28 protein-coding genes and 2 tRNA genes are annotated in these 24675 nt (G+C 61.2%); 13 read left to right on the top strand and 17 right to left on the bottom strand.

The window, feature by feature from the left end; all coding sequences use genetic code 11:
* Window positions 1-37 precede the first annotated feature (37 nt).
* On the bottom strand, window positions 38-1795 hold the full coding sequence (argS, locus tag NKK47_RS16180; RefSeq protein ID WP_352577587.1) for an arginine--tRNA ligase: 1758 nt from the start codon (window positions 1793-1795) through the stop codon (window positions 38-40).
* A 60-nt stretch (window positions 1796-1855) separates the two neighbouring features.
* A complete protein-coding gene (locus NKK47_RS16175; protein WP_352454504.1) occupies window positions 1856-3070 on the bottom strand; it encodes a deoxyguanosinetriphosphate triphosphohydrolase in 1215 nt (404 codons plus the stop codon).
* A gap of 73 nt (window positions 3071-3143) precedes the next feature.
* Between NKK47_RS16175 and erpA the strand changes: the two genes are divergently transcribed.
* The 4 genes from erpA (at window position 3144) to NKK47_RS16155 (ending at window position 5103) form a co-directional block, all read left to right on the top strand.
* On the top strand, window positions 3144-3491 hold the full coding sequence (gene erpA, locus NKK47_RS16170) for an iron-sulfur cluster insertion protein ErpA (RefSeq protein WP_254818314.1): 348 nt from the start codon (window positions 3144-3146) through the stop codon (window positions 3489-3491).
* Between the two features lie 2 nt (window positions 3492-3493).
* Window positions 3494-3883, top strand: a complete 390-nt coding sequence (locus NKK47_RS16165) for a VOC family protein (RefSeq protein ID WP_352470415.1) — start codon at window positions 3494-3496, stop codon at window positions 3881-3883.
* A gap of 30 nt (window positions 3884-3913) precedes the next feature.
* On the top strand, window positions 3914-4708 hold the full coding sequence (xth, locus tag NKK47_RS16160) for an exodeoxyribonuclease III (protein WP_352577586.1): 795 nt from the start codon (window positions 3914-3916) through the stop codon (window positions 4706-4708).
* Between the two features lie 77 nt (window positions 4709-4785).
* A complete protein-coding gene (locus NKK47_RS16155; protein ID WP_352454507.1) occupies window positions 4786-5103 on the top strand; it encodes a hypothetical protein in 318 nt (105 codons plus the stop codon).
* 24 nt (window positions 5104-5127) lie between these two features.
* Here the strand turns inward: NKK47_RS16155 and NKK47_RS16150 are convergent, their stop codons facing one another.
* The 9 genes from NKK47_RS16150 to NKK47_RS16110 form a co-directional block, all read right to left on the bottom strand.
* Window positions 5128-5964 (bottom strand): tetratricopeptide repeat protein, encoded by an 837-nt coding sequence (locus NKK47_RS16150; RefSeq protein ID WP_023678939.1) that lies wholly within the window; start codon window positions 5962-5964, stop codon window positions 5128-5130.
* Complete coding sequence (ilvD, locus tag NKK47_RS16145; RefSeq protein WP_352577585.1) at window positions 5951-7675, bottom strand: dihydroxy-acid dehydratase; 1725 nt, start codon at window positions 7673-7675, stop codon at window positions 5951-5953. Before ilvD ends, NKK47_RS16150 begins: the two co-directional genes overlap by 14 nt.
* A 279-nt stretch (window positions 7676-7954) precedes the next feature.
* Entirely contained in the window at window positions 7955-9175 is a 1221-nt protein-coding gene (locus tag NKK47_RS16140; RefSeq protein ID WP_352454509.1) for an OmpP1/FadL family transporter, read from the bottom strand.
* Window positions 9176-9600: 425 nt separating this feature from the next.
* A complete protein-coding gene (locus tag NKK47_RS16135; protein ID WP_352577584.1) occupies window positions 9601-12384 on the bottom strand; it encodes a valine--tRNA ligase in 2784 nt (927 codons plus the stop codon).
* Between the two features lie 113 nt (window positions 12385-12497).
* Window positions 12498-12827, bottom strand: coding sequence for a zinc ribbon domain-containing protein (locus NKK47_RS16130; RefSeq protein ID WP_352451398.1), 330 nt, complete (start codon window positions 12825-12827; stop codon window positions 12498-12500).
* 133 nt (window positions 12828-12960) lie between these two features.
* Window positions 12961-13851, bottom strand: a complete 891-nt coding sequence (locus tag NKK47_RS16125; RefSeq protein WP_352577583.1) for a DUF2497 domain-containing protein — start codon at window positions 13849-13851, stop codon at window positions 12961-12963.
* Window positions 13852-14050: 199 nt separating this feature from the next.
* Complete coding sequence (locus NKK47_RS16120) at window positions 14051-15442, bottom strand: TolC family outer membrane protein (RefSeq protein ID WP_352451400.1); 1392 nt, start codon at window positions 15440-15442, stop codon at window positions 14051-14053.
* A gap of 186 nt (window positions 15443-15628) precedes the next feature.
* On the bottom strand, window positions 15629-16297 hold the full coding sequence (locus tag NKK47_RS16115; protein WP_352454512.1) for a protein-L-isoaspartate O-methyltransferase family protein: 669 nt from the start codon (window positions 16295-16297) through the stop codon (window positions 15629-15631).
* A gap of 89 nt (window positions 16298-16386) precedes the next feature.
* Window positions 16387-16460, bottom strand: a tRNA-Cys gene (locus tag NKK47_RS16110).
* Window positions 16461-16677: 217 nt separating this feature from the next.
* Here NKK47_RS16110 and NKK47_RS16105 point away from each other — a divergent pair.
* A complete protein-coding gene (locus tag NKK47_RS16105) occupies window positions 16678-16878 on the top strand; it encodes a hypothetical protein (RefSeq protein ID WP_156937330.1) in 201 nt (66 codons plus the stop codon).
* Window positions 16879-16942: 64 nt separating this feature from the next.
* Here the strand turns inward: NKK47_RS16105 and NKK47_RS16100 are convergent, their stop codons facing one another.
* Window positions 16943-17203: a hypothetical protein gene (locus NKK47_RS16100; protein ID WP_023676401.1), complete on the bottom strand. Its 261-nt coding sequence runs from the start codon at window positions 17201-17203 to the stop codon at window positions 16943-16945.
* A 220-nt stretch (window positions 17204-17423) separates the two neighbouring features.
* Here NKK47_RS16100 and NKK47_RS16095 point away from each other — a divergent pair.
* From NKK47_RS16095 to NKK47_RS16075, 5 genes are all read left to right on the top strand, one after another.
* Window positions 17424-17498 (top strand) — tRNA-Asn (locus NKK47_RS16095).
* Window positions 17499-17634: 136 nt separating this feature from the next.
* Window positions 17635-18084 (top strand): hypothetical protein, encoded by a 450-nt coding sequence (locus NKK47_RS16090; protein WP_352577582.1) that lies wholly within the window; start codon window positions 17635-17637, stop codon window positions 18082-18084.
* Between the two features lie 108 nt (window positions 18085-18192).
* Window positions 18193-18939, top strand: a complete 747-nt coding sequence (locus NKK47_RS16085; protein WP_352577581.1) for a DNA-processing protein DprA — start codon at window positions 18193-18195, stop codon at window positions 18937-18939.
* A complete protein-coding gene (locus NKK47_RS16080) occupies window positions 18936-19637 on the top strand; it encodes a phosphoribosyltransferase (RefSeq protein WP_352577580.1) in 702 nt (233 codons plus the stop codon). Before NKK47_RS16085 ends, NKK47_RS16080 begins: the two co-directional genes overlap by 4 nt.
* Window positions 19638-19846: 209 nt before the next feature.
* Entirely contained in the window at window positions 19847-20257 is a 411-nt protein-coding gene (locus tag NKK47_RS16075; protein WP_352577579.1) for a hypothetical protein, read from the top strand.
* A 3-nt stretch (window positions 20258-20260) separates the two neighbouring features.
* Here NKK47_RS16075 and NKK47_RS16070 read toward each other — a convergent pair whose 3' ends face one another.
* The gene (locus NKK47_RS16070; RefSeq protein ID WP_352577578.1) at window positions 20261-20530 is read right to left on the bottom strand and encodes a hypothetical protein; all 270 of its coding nucleotides are present in this window, start codon (window positions 20528-20530) and stop codon (window positions 20261-20263) included.
* A 196-nt stretch (window positions 20531-20726) separates the two neighbouring features.
* On the opposite strand from NKK47_RS16070, the gene NKK47_RS16065 reads away from it, so the two are divergent.
* The gene (locus tag NKK47_RS16065; protein ID WP_352577577.1) at window positions 20727-20915 is read left to right on the top strand and encodes a hypothetical protein; all 189 of its coding nucleotides are present in this window, start codon (window positions 20727-20729) and stop codon (window positions 20913-20915) included.
* Between the two features lie 8 nt (window positions 20916-20923).
* On the opposite strand, the gene NKK47_RS16060 is transcribed toward NKK47_RS16065, so the two are convergent.
* Both NKK47_RS16060 and NKK47_RS16055 read right to left on the bottom strand, forming a co-directional pair.
* Window positions 20924-21760, bottom strand: a complete 837-nt coding sequence (locus NKK47_RS16060) for an ATP-dependent DNA ligase (RefSeq protein WP_502905001.1) — start codon at window positions 21758-21760, stop codon at window positions 20924-20926.
* Between the two features lie 126 nt (window positions 21761-21886).
* Window positions 21887-22099 (bottom strand): KTSC domain-containing protein, encoded by a 213-nt coding sequence (locus tag NKK47_RS16055; RefSeq protein ID WP_352577576.1) that lies wholly within the window; start codon window positions 22097-22099, stop codon window positions 21887-21889.
* Window positions 22100-22283: 184 nt separating this feature from the next.
* On the opposite strand from NKK47_RS16055, the gene NKK47_RS16050 reads away from it, so the two are divergent.
* The gene (locus NKK47_RS16050; protein ID WP_352577575.1) at window positions 22284-23105 is read left to right on the top strand and encodes a thermonuclease family protein; all 822 of its coding nucleotides are present in this window, start codon (window positions 22284-22286) and stop codon (window positions 23103-23105) included.
* 30 nt (window positions 23106-23135) lie between these two features.
* Window positions 23136-23471 carry a hypothetical protein gene (locus tag NKK47_RS16045; protein WP_352577574.1) on the top strand — a complete coding sequence of 112 codons (336 nt, stop codon included), beginning with the start codon at window positions 23136-23138 and terminating at the stop codon, window positions 23469-23471.
* Between the two features lie 257 nt (window positions 23472-23728).
* Here the strand turns inward: NKK47_RS16045 and NKK47_RS16040 are convergent, their stop codons facing one another.
* Together NKK47_RS16040 and NKK47_RS16035 are read right to left on the bottom strand one after the other, a co-directional pair.
* On the bottom strand, window positions 23729-24259 hold the full coding sequence (locus NKK47_RS16040) for a hypothetical protein (protein ID WP_352577573.1): 531 nt from the start codon (window positions 24257-24259) through the stop codon (window positions 23729-23731).
* 1 nt (window position 24260) lies between these two features.
* The coding region (locus NKK47_RS16035) for a hypothetical protein (protein ID WP_352577572.1) at window positions 24261-24675 on the bottom strand (415 nt) is incomplete at its 5' end.

Below are 24675 nucleotides of genomic sequence, written 5' to 3'. Positions count from 1 at the left end.
CAATGTGGGCAAAAGGTGACAGGTTTTTTACTCAAACCTAACGCATTTCGGTGGGCGCATTGGCTCCGATCAGCGTCAGGCCGGACGTCAAAACGTCCGAAACAGCCTGCACCAGCCCTAGTCTGGCATGCGTCAATTGTCGGTCGTTAACCTTAACAAAACGTAAGTCGGGATTATCGGTGCCCCGGTTCCAGTGTCCGTGGAAGCTGGAAGCGAGTTCGTAGAGGTAAAATGCCAGCCGGTGGGGCTCGAGCGCGAGCGCCGCGGCTTCGATCAGCCGAGGATATTCGGCGAGCTTCCTGATCAGGCCGATCTCCCCCTCGTCGGTCAGCAAAGCCACTTGGGCGGCCAGCTGGTTGCGGTCGAACATGGCCTCGCCCAATTGCTCGCTCGCCTGCCGGAACACCGAATGGCAGCGCGCCGAGGCATACTGCACGTAGAACACCGGATTGTCCTTCGACTGCTCGGTCACCTTGGCGAAGTCGAAGTCGAGCGGCGCGTCGTTCTTGCGGTAGAGCATCATGAAGCGGATCGGGTCGCGGCCGACCTCCTCCACCACTTCGCGCAAGGTCACGAACTCGCCCGACCGCTTCGACATACGTACCGGCTCGCCGGCGCGAAACAGCCTCACCAACTGGCAAAGCAGCACGGTAAGCTTGACCTCGTCGCCGGCAATCGCCCGGGCAAGCGCTTCCAGCCGCTTCACGTAGCCGCCATGATCGGCGCCAAGCACATAGATCAGGTCGACGAAGCCGCGATCGACCTTGTCCTTGAGGTAGGCGACATCGGCGGCGAAATAGGTGAAGGTGCCGTCCGACTTGACCAGCGCCCGGTCCATGTCGTCGCCGACCGCGGTCGAGCGGAACAGCGTCTGCTCGCGGTCCTCCCAGTCGTCCGGCTTCTCGCCCTTGGGCGGCGGCAGCTTGCCCTTGTAGATGTGGCCCTTCAGCGTCAGGTCGTTGATCGCCGAGCGAATCTTCTTGGCATTGTTGGCATGCAGCGTCCGCTCGGAAAAGAAGACGTCGTGATGCACGTTGAGCAGCGCCAGGTCCTCGCGGATCATCGCCATCATCGCATCGATCGTCCTGTCCTTGACGATGGCAAGCGCCTCTTCGTCCGGCATCTGCAGCAGGGAGCGGCCGAATTCGCTGGCCAGCGCCTGACCAACGGGGATCAGATAGTCGCCTGGATAAAGCCCGGCCGGAATGTCGCCGATCTCATCGCCGAGCGCTTCGCGGTAGCGCAGCATGACTGAGCGTCCGAGCACGTCGATCTGCGAACCGGCATCGTTGATGACGTATTCCTTGGTCACGTCGTAACCGGCGAAGGCCATCAGATTGGCCAGCGCGTCGCCGACTACAGCACCCCGGCAATGGCCGACATGCATCGGGCCGGTCGGGTTGGCCGAGACATATTCGACATTGGTTTTCTTGCCGCCGCCGATAGTCGAGCGGCCATAGTTGCGGCCTTCGCCGAGCATCGCCGTCAGATGCGCCTGCCAGAAGCCGTCCTTGAGCCTGAGATTGACGAAGCCCGGGCCGGCGATCTCGGCGGCCGCGATATCCTCGTCGGCGCGCAGCGCCTCGGCCAGCCTTTCGGCCAGCGCACGCGGGTTCTGGCCGGTCGGCTTGGCCAACACCATGGCAGCATTGGTCGCGAGGTCGCCATGGCTGGCATCACGCGGCGGCTCGACAGCGATGCGCGACAGGTCCGGCGACACGCCATCCTTGTCTTTCAAATCAAGCGCTTCGACGGCCTTTATGATTCGCGCGTTGAAATCGGCGAAGATGTTCATTGCTATGGCTCTGACGGATTGCAGGGATCCGGCTCGTTGGCCGGCAAAATCGCGCCCGCCCTAGCTCAAATCCGGCGTATGGTCAAACAAACGCCTGTGTTCCTTAAGCGCATAAGTGTCCGTCATGCCGGCCAGGAAATCGGCAACACTGCGCGCCTTGACGCGGTCCTCTGCCCGGTCGAGCCCTTCGCGCCAGCCATCCGGCATAGCGCGCGGATCGGCGAAATAGACGTCGAACAGGTCCCTGACGATCTGGTCGGCATCGGCGCGCACCCGCATGACCTCCGCATGCCGGTAGAGGTGCTTGTAGAGAAAGGCCTTCAGCTCCTTTTCCAATACGGCCGTCTCGGCGGAGAAGCTCACCATCGGCTCGCCGGCCGCCCTTACCGCTTCGGCGCTGCCGGGCTTGATGCGCGCCAGATTGGCTGTCGTCGAGACGATCACGTCCTCGACCATGATAGTGATCTGCCGGCGCATCAGCTCGTGGCCGGTGCGTACGTCATCGAGCGCCGGATAGCGCTGACGCACGCCCTTGAGGATCGACCCCGGCAGCGAGACGCCCTCCAGCATATCCAGCGTCAACAGCCCTGCCCTCAAGCCGTCATCGATGTCGTGGGTGTTGTAGGCGATGTCGTCGGCAATCGCCGCGCACTGCGCCTCGATACCAGCGAAGCGGTCGAGCTCGAGGTCGTGCAGTTCGGAATAGTCGCGGATAGCCTGCGGCACCGGCCCCTTCAGCCCTTTCCCCTTGGCATCGGTCAGCGGGCCATTGTGCTTGACCAGCCCCTCCAGCGTTTCCCAGGTGAGGTTCAGCCCATCGAACTCGGCATAGCGCCGCTCCAGCCGCGTCACCACACGCAGTGACTGCGCATTGTGGTCGAAGCCGCCCCAGGCGGCCATCTTCTCATTCAGCGCGTCCTCGCCGGTATGGCCGAAGGGCGTGTGGCCGAAGTCGTGCACCAGGGCGACCGCCTCGGCCAGGTCCTCGTCGCCGCGCAGCGCCCGCGCCAGAGCGCGTGCGATTTGCGCGACCTCGATCGAATGCGTCAGCCTCGTGCGGTAATGGTCGCCTTCGTGTGCGACGAACACTTGCGTCTTGTGCTTCAGCCGGCGGAACGCCGTCGAATGGATGATGCGGTCGCGGTCGCGCTGGAACGGCGTGCGCGTCGGGCTTTCCACCTCGTCGAACAGCCGCCCGCGCGACTTCGCCGGGTCGCTGGCATAGGCCGCGCGCGGCCGATAGCCGAATCCGATGTCGCCCAACTCGTTGGTCATAGCGTATGCCGCAGTTGACTTGCCCCGTCGCGCTTCATACCTATCATACGAAACCGAAAGCAAGGTGACGCCCATGGGCGCTGATGCCAAGACCGCCATGAAAGTCGAGATGACCGATGCCGCCGCCAGGCGAATCGCCAAGATTGTGGCGAGCGAAGCCGGTAAGACGGCGCTGCGCGTTTCGGTCGAGGGCGGCGGCTGTTCCGGCTTCTCCTACAAGTTCGACCTGGTCGACAGGCGCAATGACGACGACGTCGCCATCGAAAAGGACGGCGCCACCGTGCTGATCGACGACCTGTCGCTGGTCTATATGGGCGGCTCGGTGATCGATTTCGTCGACGATCTGATGGGCCAGTCGTTCCAGATCAGAAACCCCAATGCGGTCGCCTCCTGCGGCTGCGGCACCAGCTTCTCGATCTAGAAATGCCCGACATCGGCGCGGTCCGTCAGGTCGCGCTTTCCGCCGGGCGCGACCTCGATGCGACGCTGGCGTTCTGGCGCGAAGTGCTCGGCATGAACCTGCATGCGCGTTTCGATCCGCCGGGCATCGCCTTTATCATGGCCGGCGACGTGCGCCTGCTTTTCACCGACGGCCTGCCTGCCGGCACCGTCTATCTCGACATATCGGGCCTCGACGAGTTCCACGCTTCGGCAAGGGCCGCCGGTGTTCCCTTCACCGCGCCGCCGGCGCTCGTCCATCGCGACACCGAAGGCCTGTTCGGCCAGGCGGGGGAAAGCGAATGGATGGCCTTCCTAAAGGACCCGGCAGGCAATACGATCGGCCTTGTCGAACGTCATCCACCGGATCGCTAGTCTCCGGACCACCAGCCTATCGAGGCCGTCATGAAAATCGTCACCTGGAACATCAACGGCGTTCGCGCCCGCATCGGCAATTTGACTCATTGGCTGACGGAAAGCGCGCCCGACATCGCCTGCCTGCAGGAGATCAAGACGGTCGACGAGCAGTTTCCCCGCGCCGAGATCGAGGCGCTCGGCTACAATGTCGAGACTTACGGCCAAAAAGGCTTCAACGGCGTCGCCATCCTGTCGAAGCTGCGTTTCGACGAGATCAATCGCGGCTTGCCGGGCGACGATGCCGACGAGCAGGCGCGTTTCATCGAGGGCGTGTTCTCGACCGACAAGGGCGCCTTGCGCGTTGCCTCGATCTATCTGCCGAACGGCAACCCGATCGACGACGAGAAGAAGTTCTCCTACAAGCTTTCCTGGATGGCGCGACTTGAGCGCTGGGCCGAGGAGCGGCTTGCTCTGGAAGAGTCGCTGGTCCTGGCCGGCGACTACAATGTCATTCCCGAGCCGATCGACGCGAAGTATCCGGAAAATTGGCTAAGCGATGCACTGTTCCAGCCCGCGACGCGGCAAGCGTTCCGGCGGCTGAAGAATCTCGGCTTCACCGAAGCCGTGCGTGCCGTCACCGACGCCCCGGACGTCTTTACCTTCTGGGACTATCAGGCCGGCGCCTGGCAGAAGAACAACGGCATCCGCATCGACCACCTGCTTCTGTCGCCCGAAGCCGCCAACTGGTTTTCCTCGGCTTCGATCGAAAAGCAGGTGCGCGCCTGGGAAAAACCCTCCGACCACGTGCCGGTGGCGATCGATCTGGCGCTGCAGCCGGCCTGACCGGAGCTGCTGTCCGGCGGCACATTGATAAGTTGACCTCTTATCGCCACAAATCGCGTGCTTGATGAGAAATCATCATGGTGGCTGGGGTTCCCATGACTACTCGATTTGCACTCTGCCCGATCGGCTGCGCGCTTGCGATGGCGGTGGCGACGCCGGCCTTTGCCGATGCAGAGTGCCTGGCTAACGGCAAATCATTCCAGATCGGCCGGGTCGCCTGCCTGACGCTTGCCGGCCAAAGCTACCTCGCCCGTTGCGAGATGGTGCTCAACAACACGTCCTGGACAAAGCAGCGGGATGGCTGCCCGGAGAACACGCTGGCCCCACATCTGCAGGGCACGCCGATCTCAACACCGGCGCCCAGCGGCATGCCGGCGGAACCGACCGAGAATTGATTTCAAAACGGAATTTCTGCCGGCCTACTGGTCGCCGCCACCCTTGGTGAGGATGTCGTCGGCCAGCGAGATCGCGGTGCGGCGGTCGGCTTCGCCGGCGGCTGCAAACGCTTCTTCCTGCATGCCGCGGATCCATGGCTGGTCGGCAGGTGAGGCCCGTTCGAGCGCCGCGGTCATCATCGCCAGCCCCCGCACGATCTTGCCGCTTTGGAAAAGCAGGTTGCCGAGCGTCGCCTGCGCGCCCGCATGGCCCTTTTCGGCCGCCAGCTGGAACCAGCGTCCGGCCTGCTTGACGCTGGCCTTGACGCCGCCCTCACCCTTGAGGAACATCTGGCCCATCTCGAACTGGGCGTTCGGATTGCGGTAGTTGGCGGCGGCACGCATGTAATATTCCTGGGCCGCCACCTCGTTTTCCTCGACGGGGCTGCCGGGAATGCCTTTCCTCAGATAGTCGCCAAGCGCCACCAGCGCGTCCGAAACATAGCTTTCCTCGGGCGAACCGGGCTCGACATCCTGGTCGACGATCTCTGAGAAGAACTTGAATGCCGCGTAGTCGTCTCGCGCCACGCCATCGCCTTCGGCATACATGCGCGCAAGCTTCCAGGTGGCGCCGATCTGGCCGTTCTCGGCGGCATATTTATAGGCTTCCGCGGCCTGCTCCTTATGGCCGTTCTTGTAGGCGGAAAAGCCAAACTGGAACACCGCCCACGGGCTCGACTGCGGCTTCACGCCGGTCTTGTCGTCGAACACCTTGTCGTCGAAGGCCATGGCCTGGCCGACGGCGCCCAAGGTCGCGCCAAACGTGGCGAGCGCAACCAGTGCCGAAAGGACAGACGACCTCAACAACTCAGATGTCCGCATAGCAGTGTGTTTCTTTGGCACCGCCGGGATGGGTGACCGCGCCGTCGCGGGCAGATCCGACCGTCTGTGCGTATTTCCAGATCGCGCCCGACTGATAGTCGGTTGTGCGCGCCTTCCATGCCTTTGCCCTCGCAGCCAATTCGGCTTTAGACAATGCAACCTCGATCGTGCCGTTCACCGCATCGATCGAGATCAAGTCGCCATCCCTAAGCAGCCCGATCGGGCCACCCACTGCCGCTTCCGGCCCGACATGGCCGATGCAGAAACCGCGCGTCGCGCCCGAAAAACGCCCGTCGGTGATGAGCGCCACCTTGCCGCCCATGCCCTGGCCGTAGAGAGCCGCCGTCGTCGACAGCATTTCGCGCATGCCCGGGCCGCCGCGCGGACCCTCGTAACGGATGACGAGAACCTCGCCTTCGCTATAGTTACGGTGCGTAACAGCCTCGAAACATTCCTCTTCCGAATCGAAGCAGCGTGCCGGACCCGAGAATTTGAGTTCCGCCATGCCTGCGACCTTCACGATCGCGCCTTCGGGGGCAAGGTTACCCTTCAAGCCCACGACCCCGCCGGTCTGGGTAATCGGCCTATTGGCGGGACGGACCACATCCTGGCTGTCATTCCAGGAAACATGTTCCATATTTTCGGCCAAAGTGCGGCCGGTCACCGTCAGGCAATCGCCATGAAGATAGCCATGGTCGAGCAGCGTCTTCATCAAGAGCGGAATGCCGCCGGCCTCGAACATGTCCTTGGCGACGTATTTGCCGCCCGGCTTGAGGTCGGCGATGTAGGGTGTTTTCTCGAATATCTTGGCCACGTCGAAAAGATCGAACTTTATCCCGGCCTCGTGCGCGATCGCCGGCAGATGCAGCGCCGCGTTGGTCGAGCCGCCGGTGGCCGAGACCACAGTCGCGGCATTTTCCAACGCTTCTATAGTAACGATGTCGCGCGGGCGGATGTTCCTTGCGATCAGCTCCATGATCTTTTCGCCGGAAGCGAAATTGAAGCGGTCGCGCATCTCGTAGGGTGCCGGCGCGCCGCAGGAATAGGGCAGCGCCAGGCCGATCGCCTCAGCGACGGTGGCCATGGTATTGGCGGTGAACTGGGCGCCGCAGGAGCCGGCCGACGGACAGGCGGCTTGCTCGATCTCGAGCAGCTCGGCGTCGCCGATCGTGCCGACCGAATGCTGGCCGACCGCCTCGAACACGTCCTGCACGGTGATCTGCCGGCCACGGTAGCTGCCGGGCAGGATCGAGCCGCCATAGATGAAGATCGACGGTACGTTGAGGCGCACCATGGCCATCATCATGCCGGGCAGCGACTTGTCGCAACCGGCCAATCCAACCAGCGCATCGTAGCAATGGCCGCGCATGGTGAGCTCGACCGAGTCGGCGATGACCTCGCGCGACACCAGCGACGACTTCATGCCCTGATGACCCATGGCGATGCCGTCGGTGACGGTGATGGTACAGAATTCGCGTGGCGTGCCGTTGGCGGCCGCCACGCCCTTCTTGACCACTTGTGCCTGGCGCATCAGCGAGATGTTGCAGGGCGCGGCCTCGTTCCAGCAGCTGGCGACACCGACCAGAGGCTGCGCGATCTCGGCCGCCGACAGCCCCATCGCATAGAGGTAGGAGCGATGCGGCGCCCGCTCGGGACCAACGGTCACGTGGCGGCTCGGCAGCTTGGCCTTGGAGATCGCTCTGGCGTCCATACTCGTCCTTGCCGCGGGCAGTGCGGCCTGCCTCTTCGCCTAGCCTTTTGGCGCATGTCCCGAGACAAGTTCGAGGTGCGCCGGGTTTATGGCGGGAAATAGGCAATGTTCCCGGGCGGCCGGGTGGCGCGAGGGTTGTTCAGAAACTGTTGCCAAAACGTCACAATTATCGGAGCGAACATCATGGGGGCAATTTGTTGCATTGGCCGAATGCCGGATGACGCACCGAACAAAACGGCCGGGCAGTGCCCGGCCGTTTTGTCGTTTAAAATTTAATAGTTAGAACTTGATCTTGACGGAGGCCGAACCGGCGAGAAGCAGGTCGTTGCCGTAGGTATAGGTAACGGCATTTGCCACGTCGCCGACACCGCTGAAAGTCGATGACCCGCTCGTCAGCACACCGATCGAGCCGCCGAGCCTGACCTCGACCTGGTCGTTCGGCGAATAGGAGACGCCGCTGGCAACGGCCCAGGTATCCGACTGATAGCCGGAGGTCGTCGAGGTGCCGCGATCCCAGGTCAGCGAAACCACGCCCGACAATTGATCGGTGAACTTGTGCCCGATACCGCCCGTGACCGTCCAGCCGTCGCGATAAAGCAGGTCGAATGAAACGGGCGAGGGCAAACCGGTTACCGGACTGCGCACGCCATTGATGGCAATGACGCCAAGCTTGCTCCACTCCTGCCAGCGGACGGAACCAAAGGCCAGCCAGCCAGGAGCTATACCGCTCTGCAGCTTGAATTCCAGAGCCTGAGGTATCTCAGCCGACGCCGAGACTGGGTACACGCCGGTAGAGCCGGGAATCAGATCCGCCGGAAAGGCGCCTCTGAAGCCGGTCGTGTCGACGGTTCCCGACAGCCCGTCATATTTGTAGCTCGAAGAGTACATCAGGCTGGCGCGCAGGGCGATCTCGGGGATCTCATAGGCTGCGCCCGCACGCCAACCCCATGCCTCGTCGGATAGCTTGAATACGCCGAGGCCGGTATTGCCGAAGGCGAGCAGTGTCTGGCGGGACAGAAACGCGTCTACCTGCTGGTAGGAGACACCGCCGATGAATCGTATGGCGCCCTTGCCGACGTTCACCTTATAGGCGCAGGTGAGACCGAAATCGTCTGTGTCGACGGCGTATTTGACCGCTGTCGGCGAATAGGCGTTGTTCATGCCGAAATTCGCGTCCGCACCATACGGTCTCGTATAGGTGGCAAGACAGTCTACGGGCTCAAAGATGTTGGCTTTGATGCCGACATGCGGCACCGCATAATCGCCACCAACGTCCACCGCCGATGTCGACAAACCCGAGCCATCGAGACGCTGCACATTCTTGAGTTTGCGCTGTGGCGAAACATAGGTGACGCCTGCGTCGAACGAATATGGCGCCGCGTCGAACAGCTGGTCGATATTGACGCCGCCCCGGTCAAAGCCCCCGGCTTGCACCGTCCCAGCCAAAGCCAGCGAAAAAGCCCCCGCGCCCAGCAGCACTTTCAGACGCGAACAACACATGAATCTCCTCCCCGAAATGTCCTTGCATCAAGCTAGAACCAATTCAGGTTAACGGCGCAACAACGAATTCGCCGTGCGTACATGTACAGCTTGGCTGAACGCATTTCCGACAAGGTGTCGGCCTTCTTACCGAGGCGGGAAAATGGCCGCCACAATACAGATCGACGAGAAAACTCGGGAAAAACCCCTAAATCACTACAAAACAGGGCATTTTGCGTGCCCAGTCAGCCATTGTTACATTACGGCAACAATGGGGCAAAAACATTCAGTTTGCCTCAAGATTTACGCTGCGGAATGCCCGTTTTCGTGGCAGGCGGCTTGTCTGGAAGGCAGATTCGTGACCGGCGAATCTATTGCGGCCAGCAGGCCCAATTTGTTTGATCAGCCGGCCCAATCTGTTCGATCAACCGGCCCAATCTGTTCGATCAACCGGCATCGCGCACCCGCGCTAATGCCACCGAAAGCTTCTCTTGCGCCTCGCGATATTCGGCGAGTTTTTCACGCTCGGCCTCCACCACCTCTTCCGGCGCGTTGGCGACGAATTTCTCGTTGGACAGCTTCTTGTAGAGCCGCGCTATTTCCTCGGTCACCTTCGCAAGCTCCTTGTGCAGGCGCGCTGCCTCGGCGGCAAGGTCGATCAGGCTGCCGAGCGGCAGGCAGATCGTCGCCTCGTTGACCACGATCTGGGCGGATCCCCTCGGTGGCGCCTCGGCGAGCGAGATGTCGCCGACCCGCGCCAGACGCTTGATAGCCGAGCCCTGACGCTCGAGCCTTTCGTGTGTCGCGTCGTTGGCGCCGATCACCACGAGCGGTGCTATAGCCGCCGGCGGCACGTTCATCTCCGAACGCACCGAGCGGATGCCGGAGACAAGGTCGACCAGCCAGTTGATATCGGCGGCGGCCGCCTCGTCCTCGAAGTCGGGCGACGGCCATGCCGCATGACAAAGCAGCGATTGCCGTTGCCTGCCCTCGCCGGCGGTTTCGGCCCACAGTTCCTCGGTCATGAACGGCATCATCGGATGCAGCAGCTTGTAGATCTCGTCGAGTACGAAGGCGACGCATGCCCTGCTCTCGGCCTTGGCGGCCTCGTCGGTGCCCATGAACACCGGCTTCAGCAGTTCCAGGTACCAGTCGCAGAACTGGTTCCAGACGAAGCGGTAGGCGGCACCCGCCGCCTCGTTGAAGCGGTATGAGGTGATACCGTCCGTTATGTCCCGCGCGGCTCGCGTCAGCTCCGTCAAGATCCAGCGGTTGACCGCCAGCTTGGCGTCCTGCAGCCAGAAATCGTCGTCGCGCGCCACTTCGTTCATCTCGGCGAAGCGCGTCGCGTTCCACAGCTTGGTGCCGAAATTGCGATAACCGGCAATGCGGGCCGGATCGAGCTTAACGTCGCGCCCTTGCGCTGCCATCACCGTCAAGGTGAAGCGCAGCGCATCGGCGCCGTATTCGTCGATGAGCTCGAGCGGATCGATGACGTTGCCTTTCGACTTCGACATCTTCTGCCCGTTCTTATCGCGAACCAGCGCGTGGACATAGACCGTATGGAACGGCTCCTGGTCCATGAAATGCAAGCCCATCATCATCATGCGGGCGACCCAGAAGAAGATGATGTCGAAACCGGTCACCAGCACGTCGGTCGGGTAATAGGTCTTCAGCTCCCGCGTCTGGTCCGGCCAGCCAAGCGTCGAGAACGGCCACAGCGCCGACGAGAACCATGTGTCGAGCACGTCCTCGTCGCGGGTAAGGATCTCGCCAGGCTGGAAATTCTCAAGCTTGTCCTCGACCCAGGCCTTCCACGGCCCTTCCAGCGCCAGATAATATTCGACGGCGGCACCGAGCGCCTCTTCCTCGGTCTTTTCGACAAAGACATGCCCGTCCGGCCCGTACCAGGCAGGGATCTGGTGACCCCACCAGAGCTGGCGCGAAATGCACCAGGGCTGGATGTTTTCCATCCAGTCGAAATAGGTCTTTTCCCAGTTTTTGGGCACGAAATTGGTACGGCCCTCGCGCACCGAGGCGATCGCCGGCTTGGCCAGTTCCGCCGCATTGACATACCACTGGTCGGTCAGAAACGGCTCGATCGGCACCCCGCCGCGGTCGCCATGCGGCACGGCGTGGCGATGCGGCTCGACCTTTTCGAGAAAGCCGCCCGCCTGCATCAACTCGACGATCTTCTTGCGCGCGTCGAAACGGTCCAGGCCGTCGAGGCTGTCCCATACGGCCTGGCGCTCCGGCGTCACTTCCAGTCCGGCGAGAAAGTCCTCATTGTCCTTGAGGCTCACCGCCGCATTGACAGTGAGGATGTTGACCGCCGGCAGCCGGTGGCGCTTGCCGACCTCGAAGTCGTTGAAGTCATGCGCCGGCGTGATCTTGACCGCACCACTGCCTTTTTCGGGATCGGAATACTCGTCCGCCACCACCGGGATCCTGCGGCCGACGATCGGCAGGATGAGGTTCTTGCCGATGAGATGCCGGAAGCGTTCGTCGTCGGGGTGGACGGCGACAGCCGTATCGCCCAGCATCGTCTCCGGGCGGGTCGTCGCAACGGTGATGAAGGTCTTCGGATTTTCCGGATCGAAGGTCATGCCTTCGACTGGATAGCGGAAGTGCCAGAGGTTGCCGTTGACTTCCTGCTGCTCGACCTCGAGATCCGAGATGGCGGTCAACAGCTTCGGGTCCCAGTTCACAAGGCGCTTGTCCTTGTAGATCAGCCCTTCCTTGTAGAGCGTCACGAACACTTCGAGCACGGCCTTGGATAGGCCCTCGTCCATGGTGAAGCGCTCCCGGCTCCAGTCGGCCGAGGCCCCGAGCCGCTTCAGCTGGTTGAGGATGGCGCCGCCGGACTCGGCCTTCCACTCCCACACCTTGTCGATGAACTCATCGCGCGTCAGGTCGCGGCGGTGGATCTGCTTTTCCATAAGCTGGCGCTCTACCACCATCTGCGTGGCGATGCCGGCATGGTCCATGCCTGGTTGCCAAAGAACATTCTTGCCGCGCATTCGCTCGAAGCGCACCAGAATGTCCTGCAGCGTGTTGTTGAGCGCATGACCCATATGCAGCGAGCCGGTGACATTCGGCGGCGGGATGACGATGGTGAAGGCTTCAGCCCCCTCCTCGGCCCCGGCGCCGGCCCGAAACGCGTCGGCCTCTTCCCAGATCCTGGCAATCTTCGGCTCGACGGCTTTGGCGTCGTAGGTCTTTTCGAGCATGGGAAAACGGTCCGCGCTGTCCGGAATTTGTGGTCCGGTGTAAATCGGAAGGTTGTTGCCAAGTCAACCGCAAGGGCGGCGGGTTTGTTCCACCTGGCTGCCCTGATGAGTCTTTACTTGGCGGCAAGCCCATGCCCGCATTCGGCACAGAATTTCGCCCTTGGCGTGCGGTATGGTTTTCCGCAGGCCGGGCAATCGGGGCCATAGTCGGAACGGCGGACGTGCAGAAGCCAGTACGTGTGGCCAAGCGTGACCCCGGTGCGTTCGCGATAGCGATCGGCAGCCGGATGTTTCATTTCCTTCCAGAAGCCATTCTTGGAAATGAATCTCTTGGTTTGAAAGTAAAGCGCCGCAGGGTCTCCGACGATCTCTCGATACTCCTCGTCGGTAAGCATGGGCACCCAAGATCGCAATCGATAGCTGTAGGTCTGTTTGCGGTTCATCGATCGACGATAGCAGGCGGGCTGCTCCGGCGAAATGCGTGGCGCGCAACTCGCCCTCGCGCGGACGCTTAATGCAATTCGGCCGTTTCAGGACATCGGCTGTGCGCAACTAGGCCCGCAAGCCGGAAAGCTGCTACTGCGCGCCGCGCGCGACGCGCTCGATTTCCTCGCGCACCAGCCGCTCGACCAGCGTCGGCAGGTTGTTGTCCAGCCAGTCCTGCAGCATGGGCCGCAGCATCTCCTCGGCCATCTCGTCGAAGGTCTTCTTGCTGCGGCTGGCAAACGCGTCGGAAAGCTCGCCGAAGGCGGCGGCAACCTGCCGGCCCGTATGCTCCGAAAGGATTGCCGGACGTGCGGGCGGCGCCTCGCTGGCCGCCGGACGCGCCAATCCGATTTTCGAAGATTCCGGGCCGATTTTCGAAGATTCCGGGCCGGTTTTCGAAGGCTCCGGGCCGCTTTCCGAAGGCTCCGGCCCAATTTCCGAAGGCTCCGGCACAGGTCCAGCAGTCGCCTCGTTCTCGAAAACCTCGGCTTTCGGCTCGGCGTCCGGCGTCCGGAGTGGCTCGGCGCGCTCCGGCTTGGCCATCGCGTCGCCGACCGCGGCGATCTCGCGCCGCCAATCGGCAATGATGGTGTCGGTCGTCTCGGCAGCCTTGGCTGTCGCAGGCCGATCCGGCTTTGCGGGCGGTTCGGGAGCGGTGTTCACCTCAGCCAGCGTCACCGCTGCCTTTGCCGGGCCGGCGCGCAGCGGCGTTTCCAGGCGCTCAATGACCGGCGCGGCCGTTGGCTGCACCTCGGCGCGCGTGGCCGGCTTGGCGATCTCCAGTCCGCCGCGCAGTTCGGAGCGGAACGCATCCCCCTCCGCTGCCCGTCCGGCTGCCGGCGCCGGTTGCAGATCCTGGCGCAGCTCGTCCGCGTCGCCCGGCTGCTTGCGGCCGGTATCGCTGTCCTCGATGATCCTTCTGATGGAAGCCAGTATTTCTTCCATGGAAGGTTCGCGCTGTACGCTGCTTGCCGTCGCCATCGTCACATCCGCCGCCCTTGTGACTCGTTCTCAGATTTCCTGTCCGGCAATGCCGGATTCGAATCATGGCAACAGCGTAACCGACGGAACGGCTTGCGAGAATCCCCAATCTGGCGACATCTCGGATTTCAACAGATTAGGGTCGGGAGTTGAAAGCCCGCGCGTCGTTCGAGCGCGGGCTGAAAACACGGCTCGGCGATCAGCGGCCGTCCGGCGTGCGCAGGCCGATCCACTTGTCCTTGACGGCGTTGTAGTGCTCTTCGGGCCTGTACTTCGTCACATTGAGCGCAAGGCGGTCTGCCGACAAATGGCCAACCGCCGAGAGGATGGCATAGCTCGCCACCACCACGTCGCGTTCGGCGCTAACAAGATTGATCTTGGCGGTGATGAGGGTCGCCTGCGCGTTGAGCACGTCGAGCGTGGTGCGCTGGCCGACATTGCGCTCTTCGATGACGCCGTTCAGGGCAAGCTGCGCGGCGGCGACCACCTGCCGGTTGGCCGTGACGCTTTGCTGCGCAGCGGTGTACTGCGACCATGCCGAGGTCACCGCCTGGCGCACGGTGTCGCGGCTGACATCGACCTCGATACGGGCCTGGCTAAGTGATTCCTTTGATTGGCGAACCAATGCCGAGGTCCGGCCGCCGGAATAGATCGGTATCGTCAATGTCGCGCCGATGTTCGCCGAATTGGTTACGCCATCCTGTGTCGAGGAGAGCGAGCCGGGCGCGGTGCCGCGATAGGCGCTCGAAACACCTGCCGACGCCGATAGTTGCGGCAGCAACGCGCCTTCGGCAGACTTCACCGAAAACCCCGCCGCGTCGACCAGATGCGCGGTGGCGAGGATGGCCGGATGCTCGGCCGATGCGATCGCGATCGCCGCATCGAGGCTCGACGGCAACAGCTTCGACACCGGCGAAGCCGGCCTGAGCCTGCCCGGCTCGTCGCCGACGATCTGGCGATAGGTCGCAGCGCTTGCCAGCGCCGTCGCGCGGGCGGCGCTCAACTGCGCCACCGCGGAGGCACGCTGGGCGTCGGCTTGCGCGACGTCGGTGCGCGTACCTTCGCCGACCTCGAAGCGCGAACGCGCCGCACGCGCCTGCTCGGTCAGGAATTGCAGATTCTGTTCGGTCAGCACGGCGACCTGGCGGTCGCGGATAACGTCCATATAGGCGCTTGCCGCGTTGAAAAGAGTGTTTTCTTCGGCGTTGCGCAGGCTTTCGAACGAAGCGCGGACCCGCGATTCGGCGGCCGCCACATTGTTCCTGGTCTGAAAACCGTCAAACAGCGTCTGGTCGATCTCGACGCCGAAGTTGCCGGTGGTCAACGAGATGTTTCGGTGCAACCGGTTGCTGTGGCTGGCGGTATAATCGATGCTCGCGGAACCGGTGATGGTCGGGCGCCAGCCCGACTTGGCGATGGCGACGCCCTCGTCGGTGACACGAACGCCGGCGCGTGAAGAATTGAGCGAGGAATTGTTTTGGTAGGCCTTTGAAAGGGCCCCGATGATCGTTTCGGCCGAGGCGGCCATTGGAGACAGCGCTGTCGCCGAAACGAGGACAGCGGTAAAAAGCAACTTGCGTACAGACGGCACGTTATATTCCCTCATTCGTTTTGCACGGGAACTGCGCCACGCTGGCTTCTCCTTCTGATCAGCCGGCGCCGCGTTTTTTATCGTTCCCCCGCTGAAAGCCCCCAGAAACGCCCGGTTATGCAGATCAGCAACGATTGTTCAAACGCAAGCGATCATGACAGCGCCTTCGCTGCAAGGCAAAATCACTCAGAATTCGAAGGCGGGAATGCGTTCGAATCCCGGTAGTGGCTTAATTGCCGCATTAAATGCGCGTCTTCCCGTTACAACCCCTCCAGTCTTAAAAAAAAGCCGGGCTACGCCCGAATTGCCCTGCCCCTCCACGGCGACGAGTCGGCCGCCTTCGGCAAGCTGGTCGAACAGCGCCGCCGGCACCTCCCCGACGCTGCCGCCGATCAGGATGACGTCGTAAGGCGCCTTATCTGCGTGGCCTTGCGGCAGCGGCCCGTGGACCACGGTGACATTGCCGCAGCCCAGCGCCGTGAGCGTCGAAGTGGCGGTCTCGGCCAGCGCCTCATCGCTTTCCAGCGCCACCACGGAGCTTGCCAGCCGCGACAGGATCGCCGCCGAGTAGCCGGTGCCGCAGCCGACATCGAGCACCGAATCGCTTGGGCCGATATCGGCCAGTTGCATCAGCTTGGCCAATGGCGACGGCTCCATGAGATAGCGCGGGCCATCGGCCGTGTCGGCGATGCGGATGTCCTCATCGATATAGGCAAGATCGCGCTGGCCGGCGCTGACAAAGGCCTCGCGCGGCACGACAAGCATCGCTTCGAGCAACGGTGCGCTGGTCACGTCGGTGGTGCGGATCTGGCCGTCGACCATCTTCACCCGGCGTTCGGCAAAATCAGCGCTCATGTTCCAACCATCCGCTTGCCGCGCAAAGGCCGCGGCTGTTTCGACCGGAACTGAAGCCCCCTGGCGCTGACGCGCGGGAGCTCGGGCATTGGAGGCCTCGCCCGGAATCGAACCGGGGTGCAAGGATTTGCAGTCCTCTGCGTAACCACTCCGCCACGAGGCCTCATTGCTCCCGGCGTTCCACCCGGCTCCAATAGGTTGCGGCGAAAATGCCGTCAAGCGGCCACCATGCATTCCCAACGGTTCCTCGACATTCCATGCCCTGCCTTATCAACGCAATGCCCATGTTAGCAATAACATATTAGCTTATCGTTAAGCATGATTCTGGGCGGCGGGAACCCGAAACCGGCGGCCACGTTGGGCAAAGAGGAGGCTCCGCCATGCGTCGAGCAGCTACGAAGGACGGCACGTCGCGCGGATTGTCGCAGTCTGCAGAGCTTGTGCGCTATGCCATCGACCGCCTCAGCATAGAAGGCGCAAACAGCCTGCCGCCGCGCGACCGGGCGCGGCTGGCATCGGCTACCGCCGTTCTCAAGGAGCTTTGCGAACGTCTGGAGAGCTGCTTCGACCAACCTCGGTAAACGTATGGGCGGACGACGCCGCTCGCCGACATATGGCAGGCTGGCGGCCGTCAGCGGGGCAATCTCAGTCAGGCCGGCGCCGTCGCTCCCACCAGACGACGAAGCGGCGCCGATGACGACGCACCAGGGCAAATTCGTAGGAGAGCACCAGCAGTCCGATCGGTACCATCCAGAAACCCAGGATCGGCAGGAAGCCGAGAATGCCGCCGATGATCAGCACAACGCCGATCGCAATCCTGAGGCCGCGCGAGCGCGGCATGGTGAACTGGCGGCCGAAGACCGAGATTTTCCGGGCCGGTGGCTGTTCGTCGCTCATTGCCGTCATGTGAAATGTCGATCCGTTTGCATCAGTAGCACCATCAGCCGGAGAAAGCCGCAACGGCCTTTTCTGTTCCGTGACAGGCGAGAGACAGCTCATATGAGGGCGCTCGCCGGCCATTGCCAGCAAGCCCTGCGCCAAAAAGCACCGAAAAAATGCGAAATGCTTCTTTGCAAAGCCGAAACGGGTTTGCTATAGGCTGCCCCACTCACGCAAGAGCCTCTGTTCCCCGGTAGCTCAGTGGTAGAGCAACCGGCTGTTAACCGGTTGGTCGCTGGTTCGAATCCGGCCCGGGGAGCCAATATTTTCAAGCCTTTGCAAGCTTCAGTTGATCACCAAAAAGGGTTCGATCTACAGCATATCTACAGAAACGTGAGACGGAGGTCGACTCAAAGGGCTCGATCTGGCGGTTGTCGATTTGATCAAGGGGGTTTCTGATGGCCGTTTTTTCGCGATCGACTTACAAGCGCTTGGAGGAGGCACTGCCTGGCGAACTGGTTCAATATGCCGAAGGCGACGGCTCGGCCCTGGCAATAGTCACAAGCAAGGCGGAAGACGAGACGTTCGGTTTCTTGATCCTGGCGTCATCAGCCCCGGAATTCGAAGGGCCGGAATTCACCCGATTCGAGCCGAATGAGCCGTGCATTAATTACGGCGCACAATGGGTACTCGAAGCGATGGAGGACGACAGGTCCGTACCGCGCAGCAATGTCGGTGCGGAGCAGCCGGGCGTCATCCGCTTACTGCCTGAAGGTGCCGCAATGATCGTTCGCGGCGCGCATCCTCAAGATCGGAAACGCCTTGGTGTATTCGACCTTGAAACCCGAACATTCATCCACAGGGAACGACATCAAGGCTCCCTGTTTCGCTTGGACGATCTGGGCTAGTCAGGCGGATATGGAGAGAGCGGGAGCGCGGTCGATCACGGTATTTCCGAAGCGATAGACGAATCGCGTCAATAGGCGCATCGTGTTCAAAGGCAAGGATCGGCTGCAATGCTCGATCGAGCAGAAAATTCTCACGCGATTGCGAGTAAGGCGAGCCGGTACCGGGCGCCGCAGCAATCGCGCACGGTCACGCTCCAATTCCTGCTGCAGAAATTCAATCGCTCAACGGGATGCGACAAGCAGCTCGATCTGCTTCGGACGTATGGCGCCAAAGACGTTTTCATCCATTACGCTGGCAATATCGAGCTGCTGTCGAAGACGGCAGTCTCGATCGTCGGTACAAGAGACATCAGCGAAATGGGCACAAAACGTGCTCGCAAGCTGGCCCAGGAGTTGGCCGATGCTGGCGTCCTGGTGATGAGCGGCCTGGCGAAGGGCGTAGATTCAGTGGCGCATAGGGCTGCGATATCTGCTGGAGGTTCGACGGCCGCTGTGATCGGCACTCCCTTGACGAAGGCCTATCCAGCCGAGAATTCGCGACTCCAGGAAGAAATCTATTCCGATCACCTGCTGCTCTCGCCATTCGAAGAAGGCTCGATCGTCTTCAAGGCCAACTTCCCGAAGCGCAACAGGGTAATGGCCCTGTTGAGCGACGCAACAGTGATCGTCGAAGCGTCGGACACCTCCGGCACGCTTCATCAAGCCGCGGAATGCCAGCGCAACGGCCGGTGGTTGTTCATCATGAAGTCGGTCGCAGACGATCGCAACCTGACCTGGCCGGGGAAGTTTTTGAACCACCCGAGGACCAAGGTGCTCGCCTCAACGCGTGAGTTGCTGGATGCGCTGCGTCGATGACCGATGTGAATGTCTGGTCGCTCGTTCGGCACAATACGACGACGGAATGGGGCGACGCCGAGCGCAACGAACATGAGTGGGGCGCCATCCACATCAAGAAGATAGTAAAGGGCGACCAACTGGCCGCCAAAGCGAATTTTCGATGGTTCGGGCTCGGGAAGGTGTGGCCTGATCGCCGCGAAGCCTTTGAAGCTTCACTCTGTCAATTGATTGCTGACAAGGTCCTGGCCGACGTCGGCGCTGGCGCTGTGATTGTCCCAGTGCCGAATAGCTCTGCAGTGGTCGGGTCTCAAGATTCTTTTCGGACCTTGCAGATCGCCAAGCAGATTGCCGCTCGAAGCGGCGGTCATCTCATTGCCCAAGACCACCTCCGTTGGAACGGCGCCGTCGGCAAGGCGCATCTGAAGCAGCGCGCCAGGAACGTGGACGAGCACATGGGCAGACTGGCGATCATCGGAAAACCGGACAGAAAAATCGTCCTGTTTGATGACATAGTGACCTCCGGGTCGCAGATGTGTGCTGCTAAACTTAAACTCGAGGAGGCCGGCTTCGAAGTTGCTGGATGCTACACCGTTCTTGACGTTCTGGACGGGGGAGAACGCGGAACGGCTCCTGCTTGGAAGTCGGTCACTAGAAGCCTGGCTAGAACAGGCGACCTGTTTGCACTCTTGGAATCATTGGGGTTTGGGGCGCGATGAGGGAGGGCGTCGAGGCCCCAGAGCACCGCCGTTTTTTTCTCGACTCCAAGGCTACCAGCGCTTTGACACTCTCTCGTTGGGAGGCGCGCGCCCCTGGCGCGCCTTGCGGTCCAACTTCGCAGATAGGCCATGACTGAGACCAAAGAAGAATTAGCCAGCGAGTCACCGACGCCAAACTCGCTTTCGATAAGAACGACGAAAGGGCAAGAGTGCACGCGGCACAGATCCAGACGTTTTCGTCGGACGCGATGAAGGCGCCTGGCTTGGTAGCCGCCGCTGGTGTCGCAGCGGCGTTAGGCTTTTATAGCGCCAACTACAGCCGGCTTTCGGCAAGCCCGGACAATCTCGAGACGTTCAACAGCATCCTTTTTTGGTTGTTCGCCAGTTTGCTGCTGACCGTTTGTGCCCCCGGCTTCGCCTATTTCTCGCAGATCGCATACATGCGGGCAGTCTATGCCGAAAAATACGGCTACGAGTATCCATACACAGAACACACGGCTGGATCGAAGCGCTTCACATTGGTTGGAGACGCGTTTCGCTGGGCTTCTGTTTTGCTTATCGCGCTTTCAATCCTTTGCCTGATCCGCGGAGGCATCTTGTTTCTGCACATCGTTAGATAGCGATCATTCGTCTTTCCAGACCACGCGTCGCTCCCATCTGATCTCGATTAGGCGCCGGAAACGCATGGTCTCCAATTCTTGCCCGACAGGATGGAACAATTCCGCTCTCATCGATTCCTTGCGTTCGCATTTTTCACAGCGGACCTTTGCCCGCACCTGATCAATGGTGACGTTGCCGATCACTTCCCGCAGTTCCAGCGGCTTATAGAACCGCTTGATATTGCAGTGGCCGCAGCTGATGCGGGCCACCTGCCCAGCATTGTGGGCGTTCATCAACGTCCATGGCGCGCCTCTCGGCCACTTTTCGGGTTGTTCTGGCATGTCTAGAAATGAGGAACATTTTCCTCTCCGGTCAAGGCACTCTTGACTCTTTTGTTCTCATTTCGTTCATCATCGCCAATAGGAGTGAAAGGAAGCCAGCTCGCCAGCTGGCCTTGACGAGTGCAAGACGGGCGCCAGATGCCGCCAAATGCAGCGCATCAGGACCGACAACATCGCGACCGGGTACAAGGGCAAGCCGCATGCTGGACCTGTCGAGGACGAGTCAAAACACTTCATCTACTGTCCGGTTTGCGGGCAGACATTTGACGCGCGCGACCTGGGGCAGGTGTTCCATCATGCCGAGCCGGAACACCAACCGCTTCCGGCGGAGCAGTAGAAAGCTGACTACTCGTCCCAGAAATCCTGCAGCGATGCATGGCGAAGGTCTTCCTCGCCCCTGAGATGTTTGACGCGAGCTTTGATCCCAGGCTTGACCCATTGCGTTGCCGGCCGCGTTGGCATGTTCTTTGGCGGTGGGCCGGCATGTTCCTGGACCCGCTTCCACAGCCGCTCGCGCATTTCGCGGTTGATGCTGACGAAAGCACTGCCGACATATTTGCGTGTGCCGGGCTCCGCCATCAGGGCGAAGGTGGGCTTGCCTTGCTCCCGCTCAACGCCGAGCAGTTCGAATTCACCAATCGTGTAGCATTTGGTTTTCAGCCAGTTTGTGGTCGGGCCGCTCACATATTTGCTGCCGAGACGCTTCGATACCATGCCTTCCAGGCCGGCCTGATCGACGAGGTGATAGATGGCGTTTGCCTCGCCCGGCAGCGCCTGGCTGAACTGGATGCGGATGTCCAGCGGGATGACGCCCTCCAGGATCTCGCGGCGCTCCTCGACTGCCATGTCGCGCAAATCGTGACCGTTGAGGTGCAGCAAATCGAAGGCGACGAAATAGAGATCGTGCTGGCGCCGCGTGATCGCTTTTCGCAGTTCGGCGAAGTCGGACAGGCCCTTGTCGTCGAGAACGATGATTTCGCCGTCGATGATGGCGTTCTCAACGTCCAGCGTTTTAGCTGTTGCGGCGAGGTCGCGGTATTTCGACGTCCAGTCGAGCCCGCGGCGGGTGAACACGCGCGCCCGGCCGGCGTCGATGATGATCTGGGAGCGGTAGCCGTCGAACTTGACCTCGTGAGTCCATCCGTCGCCCTGGGGCGGCTTCGCTACCAGAGTAGGCATCATGGGAGGTATGAACTCTAGACCCCCTGCGCCGGCAGTCGACCCCTTGCTCACGACACAGGTCTAGGTTTTGTTACGCCAGAACGCATCCCTCGAACGGTGGATGCGCTATCCTTTCCTCCAAGGTCGTCACCGGTCGTCGGTAGCAACAAGCCGGTAACGGAAATGATTGCGAATGTGATCGTTAAAGTAGCGGCCCTTGGCGAAGGCCGCTTTGAACGCAGCAAAGGTCTCCGGCGGCACGTCTTGAAACTTGTACTGTTTGCCGCTGGCCACAAACCAGACCGAGAGGATTCTTCTGTCGGGATCGTATTCCGTTTTGCGTATTGAGGTGGAGGGCATGACGGCCGCTCGATTCGAAAAGCAATCAACGAGCGGAGAGGCCGTCGCGTTCCTTGTGACTGTGGTGGTGCGGTGAGGCACGAGATCATGGCGGTGCGCCGCCGGCCAAGAGGGCCCGACCGCCCTCGGGCTCTAGACTCGGCCCTCAATTAGAAGCACTCTGCCCCTCAAGAGGAGACAGGGGTTGGGCAAGTCTCGCTATAGTGGTCGAACCGACCAGTGGCGAATGCGTGAGCTGGGGCGCCTGCGCCAACTGGCCGGCTTTCCGAAGCGGCTCGTGTTCGTGACCTTGGCCGCAATGGCAGCCTATGCGACGCAGCTCATTATGCAGCACGGCGATCGAGCCCCCGACCTCAACCTATCCCACTGGAGCGGGCCGACACCGGCGCCGATCGCTGGTGTCGCCTCGGTCCTCGACGGCGACACGATTGAGATCCGCGGTCAACGGATTCGTTTCAATGGCATCGATGCGCCAGAGAGCCGACAGTACTGCGGCGACGCGAAGGGCGTCGAGTATCCCTGCGGGCGTCGGGCCGCTAACGCGCTGGACACGTTCCTGGCCGCATCGAGGCCTGTGCATTGCAGTTTCGTCACTTGGGACCGCTACGGCCGTTTTGTTGGCGACTGCCGTCGCGCCGACGCCGCTAGCGTTGCCGGTTGGATGGTGGAGCACGGCCAAGCGCTAGATTGGCCCCGCTATAGCCACGGTGCCTATGCAGCGCAGCAGGCCAAGGCAGAGGCGGCGAAGGTCGGTATATGGGCCGGGACATTCCAGGCGCCTTGGGATTGGCGAGCCGAGCACGCAGAAAAGACGCAGCCGGCGATCAGCCAACCACTCGGCATCATCAGCAAACGGCAAGTGGCGCAGAGCTACTCATGCCAGCCGCGGCGGACGTGCTCGCAAATCAGCTCGTGCGACGAGGCTCGATGGTATCTCAGCAACTGTCCATGGGGCCGCAAGCTGGATCGTGATGGCGACGGAGTAGCATGCGAAACGCTTTGCTAGAGGGCTGGAACGCGGGAGAAGGCGGAGCTGATGGATAACAACGGCGGGGGTTTGCTCTTCGTGATTGCCGCGGTGGGTGCCTGGTTCGCCTTCGGCGATCCGCCGCGAACGGTCGCGGGCTGGTGGTGGAAAGAAACGTCGGCTCCCTGGGAGACTGTGGATGCCTTCTTCTACCCTGACCGCAACAACCTTTATGTGGTGCAAGAGCAGGGCGGCTTGAAGAACCTCCAAGCGTGCCGAGACTGGGTCAGCGCGGCGGCATACGCCAACAACGACCCGACCATGAGCCGGTCGGACTATGAGTGTGGGCTCGGAAAGGCGAAGCCGTACGGAACGCTGAAGGTCTATCGAAACACGGTTCGATGATGGCAGTCAGTGCGGCGCACCGCCAGATGCGTCTCCCAACCCACGAAACTCCTCGGCCGTGCGTCTCGGCCCCGGTGCAGTGTTTCTGCGAAATCCGCGGCCGCCACACGGAAGTCGAGTGCGAGCGCCGCGGCTGGGCCTATTCGACGTTTCGAAGGCGGCGTGATGAGGCCGCGAAGGCGATCGCCGTCAGCCTTAACAGCAATGGCATCCCAGTGTGGTGACCTAATTTGGAAACTATTTCGACTGGGGTCCCGTTACGTCGGCGGCGCCTCATATTCTCGCGAGAAGACGATGCTAGCTCTCTTCACCACGACAAGAAGCGTGAGGAAGAAGTGGACATAAGCACCGACCGCGAACGCCGATAGCAAAGGGCCTTCAAGTTTCATTGCAGTGGCAGCCAGAAACACTGTGACCAACACAACGGCCAGCATTATCAGGTACGAGATGTTGTCGTTGAGCTCCTTGATTACGACGTTCCTAGATGCCTTGATGGCGTTGAAAGACTTGATTTTTTTATCGTCCTTTGGTGCGTTCATAGCTCTCAGTGACACGCCATATAGCGCAACTTGAACACTCAAAAGCAACGCCGCAAAAATCGAGAAGACCGTTATTGACAGGTCAAAGGCATCACCTGAAATGTTCCAATGCATTATGGCGACAAAATCGGCAATTACCAGCGGCAATCCGTAGAATAATGCCATGTCTGACCAAAGTATCTTGCCCTCTGAATTACTCAGCGTCCTTAAATGACAGCCGACAATCCCGAAGATATTTATCTTTTGCATCTTACGTCTTCATACCTTCGTGGAACTCTTCCATCAACTCGTCAACCTGGGCCGCAATACTATTGTACTCTGGATGCCCGCTGGGAAGGCGTTTGACATCCTCCGACACGTCGATCAGGCCCGCATCGAGCCCAGGTCCGTAAATTCCGACCGTTCGCTTCTTTCTGCCAAGTTGCAATTCAGCAGTTACCGATTCAAAATTGTGCCCGTCGAATTCGACAAGCCCGTGGGCGTCGGGAGTTAAGTGACTTCGTATGTCCTTATATCTGGAAATGTAACTTCCGCGCCCCTTGGCGCGAACCGAAACTTGGAGGGCAATCTCGTCAATCTTAGAGTCCGTTTTGAAATTCACGGGTGAGCGTTTCGGCGGATGAGATTGCCGCCCATTGCGACAAGGATCATGGCTTGCGAGACGT

Origin of the sequence: Mesorhizobium sp. M0019 (genome assembly GCF_040323975.1) — a bacterium.
Lineage (GTDB): Bacteria > Pseudomonadota > Alphaproteobacteria > Rhizobiales > Rhizobiaceae > Mesorhizobium.
The sequence above is the reverse complement of the archived record's forward strand: the minus strand, read 5'-3'. Positions and strand labels throughout refer to the sequence as shown.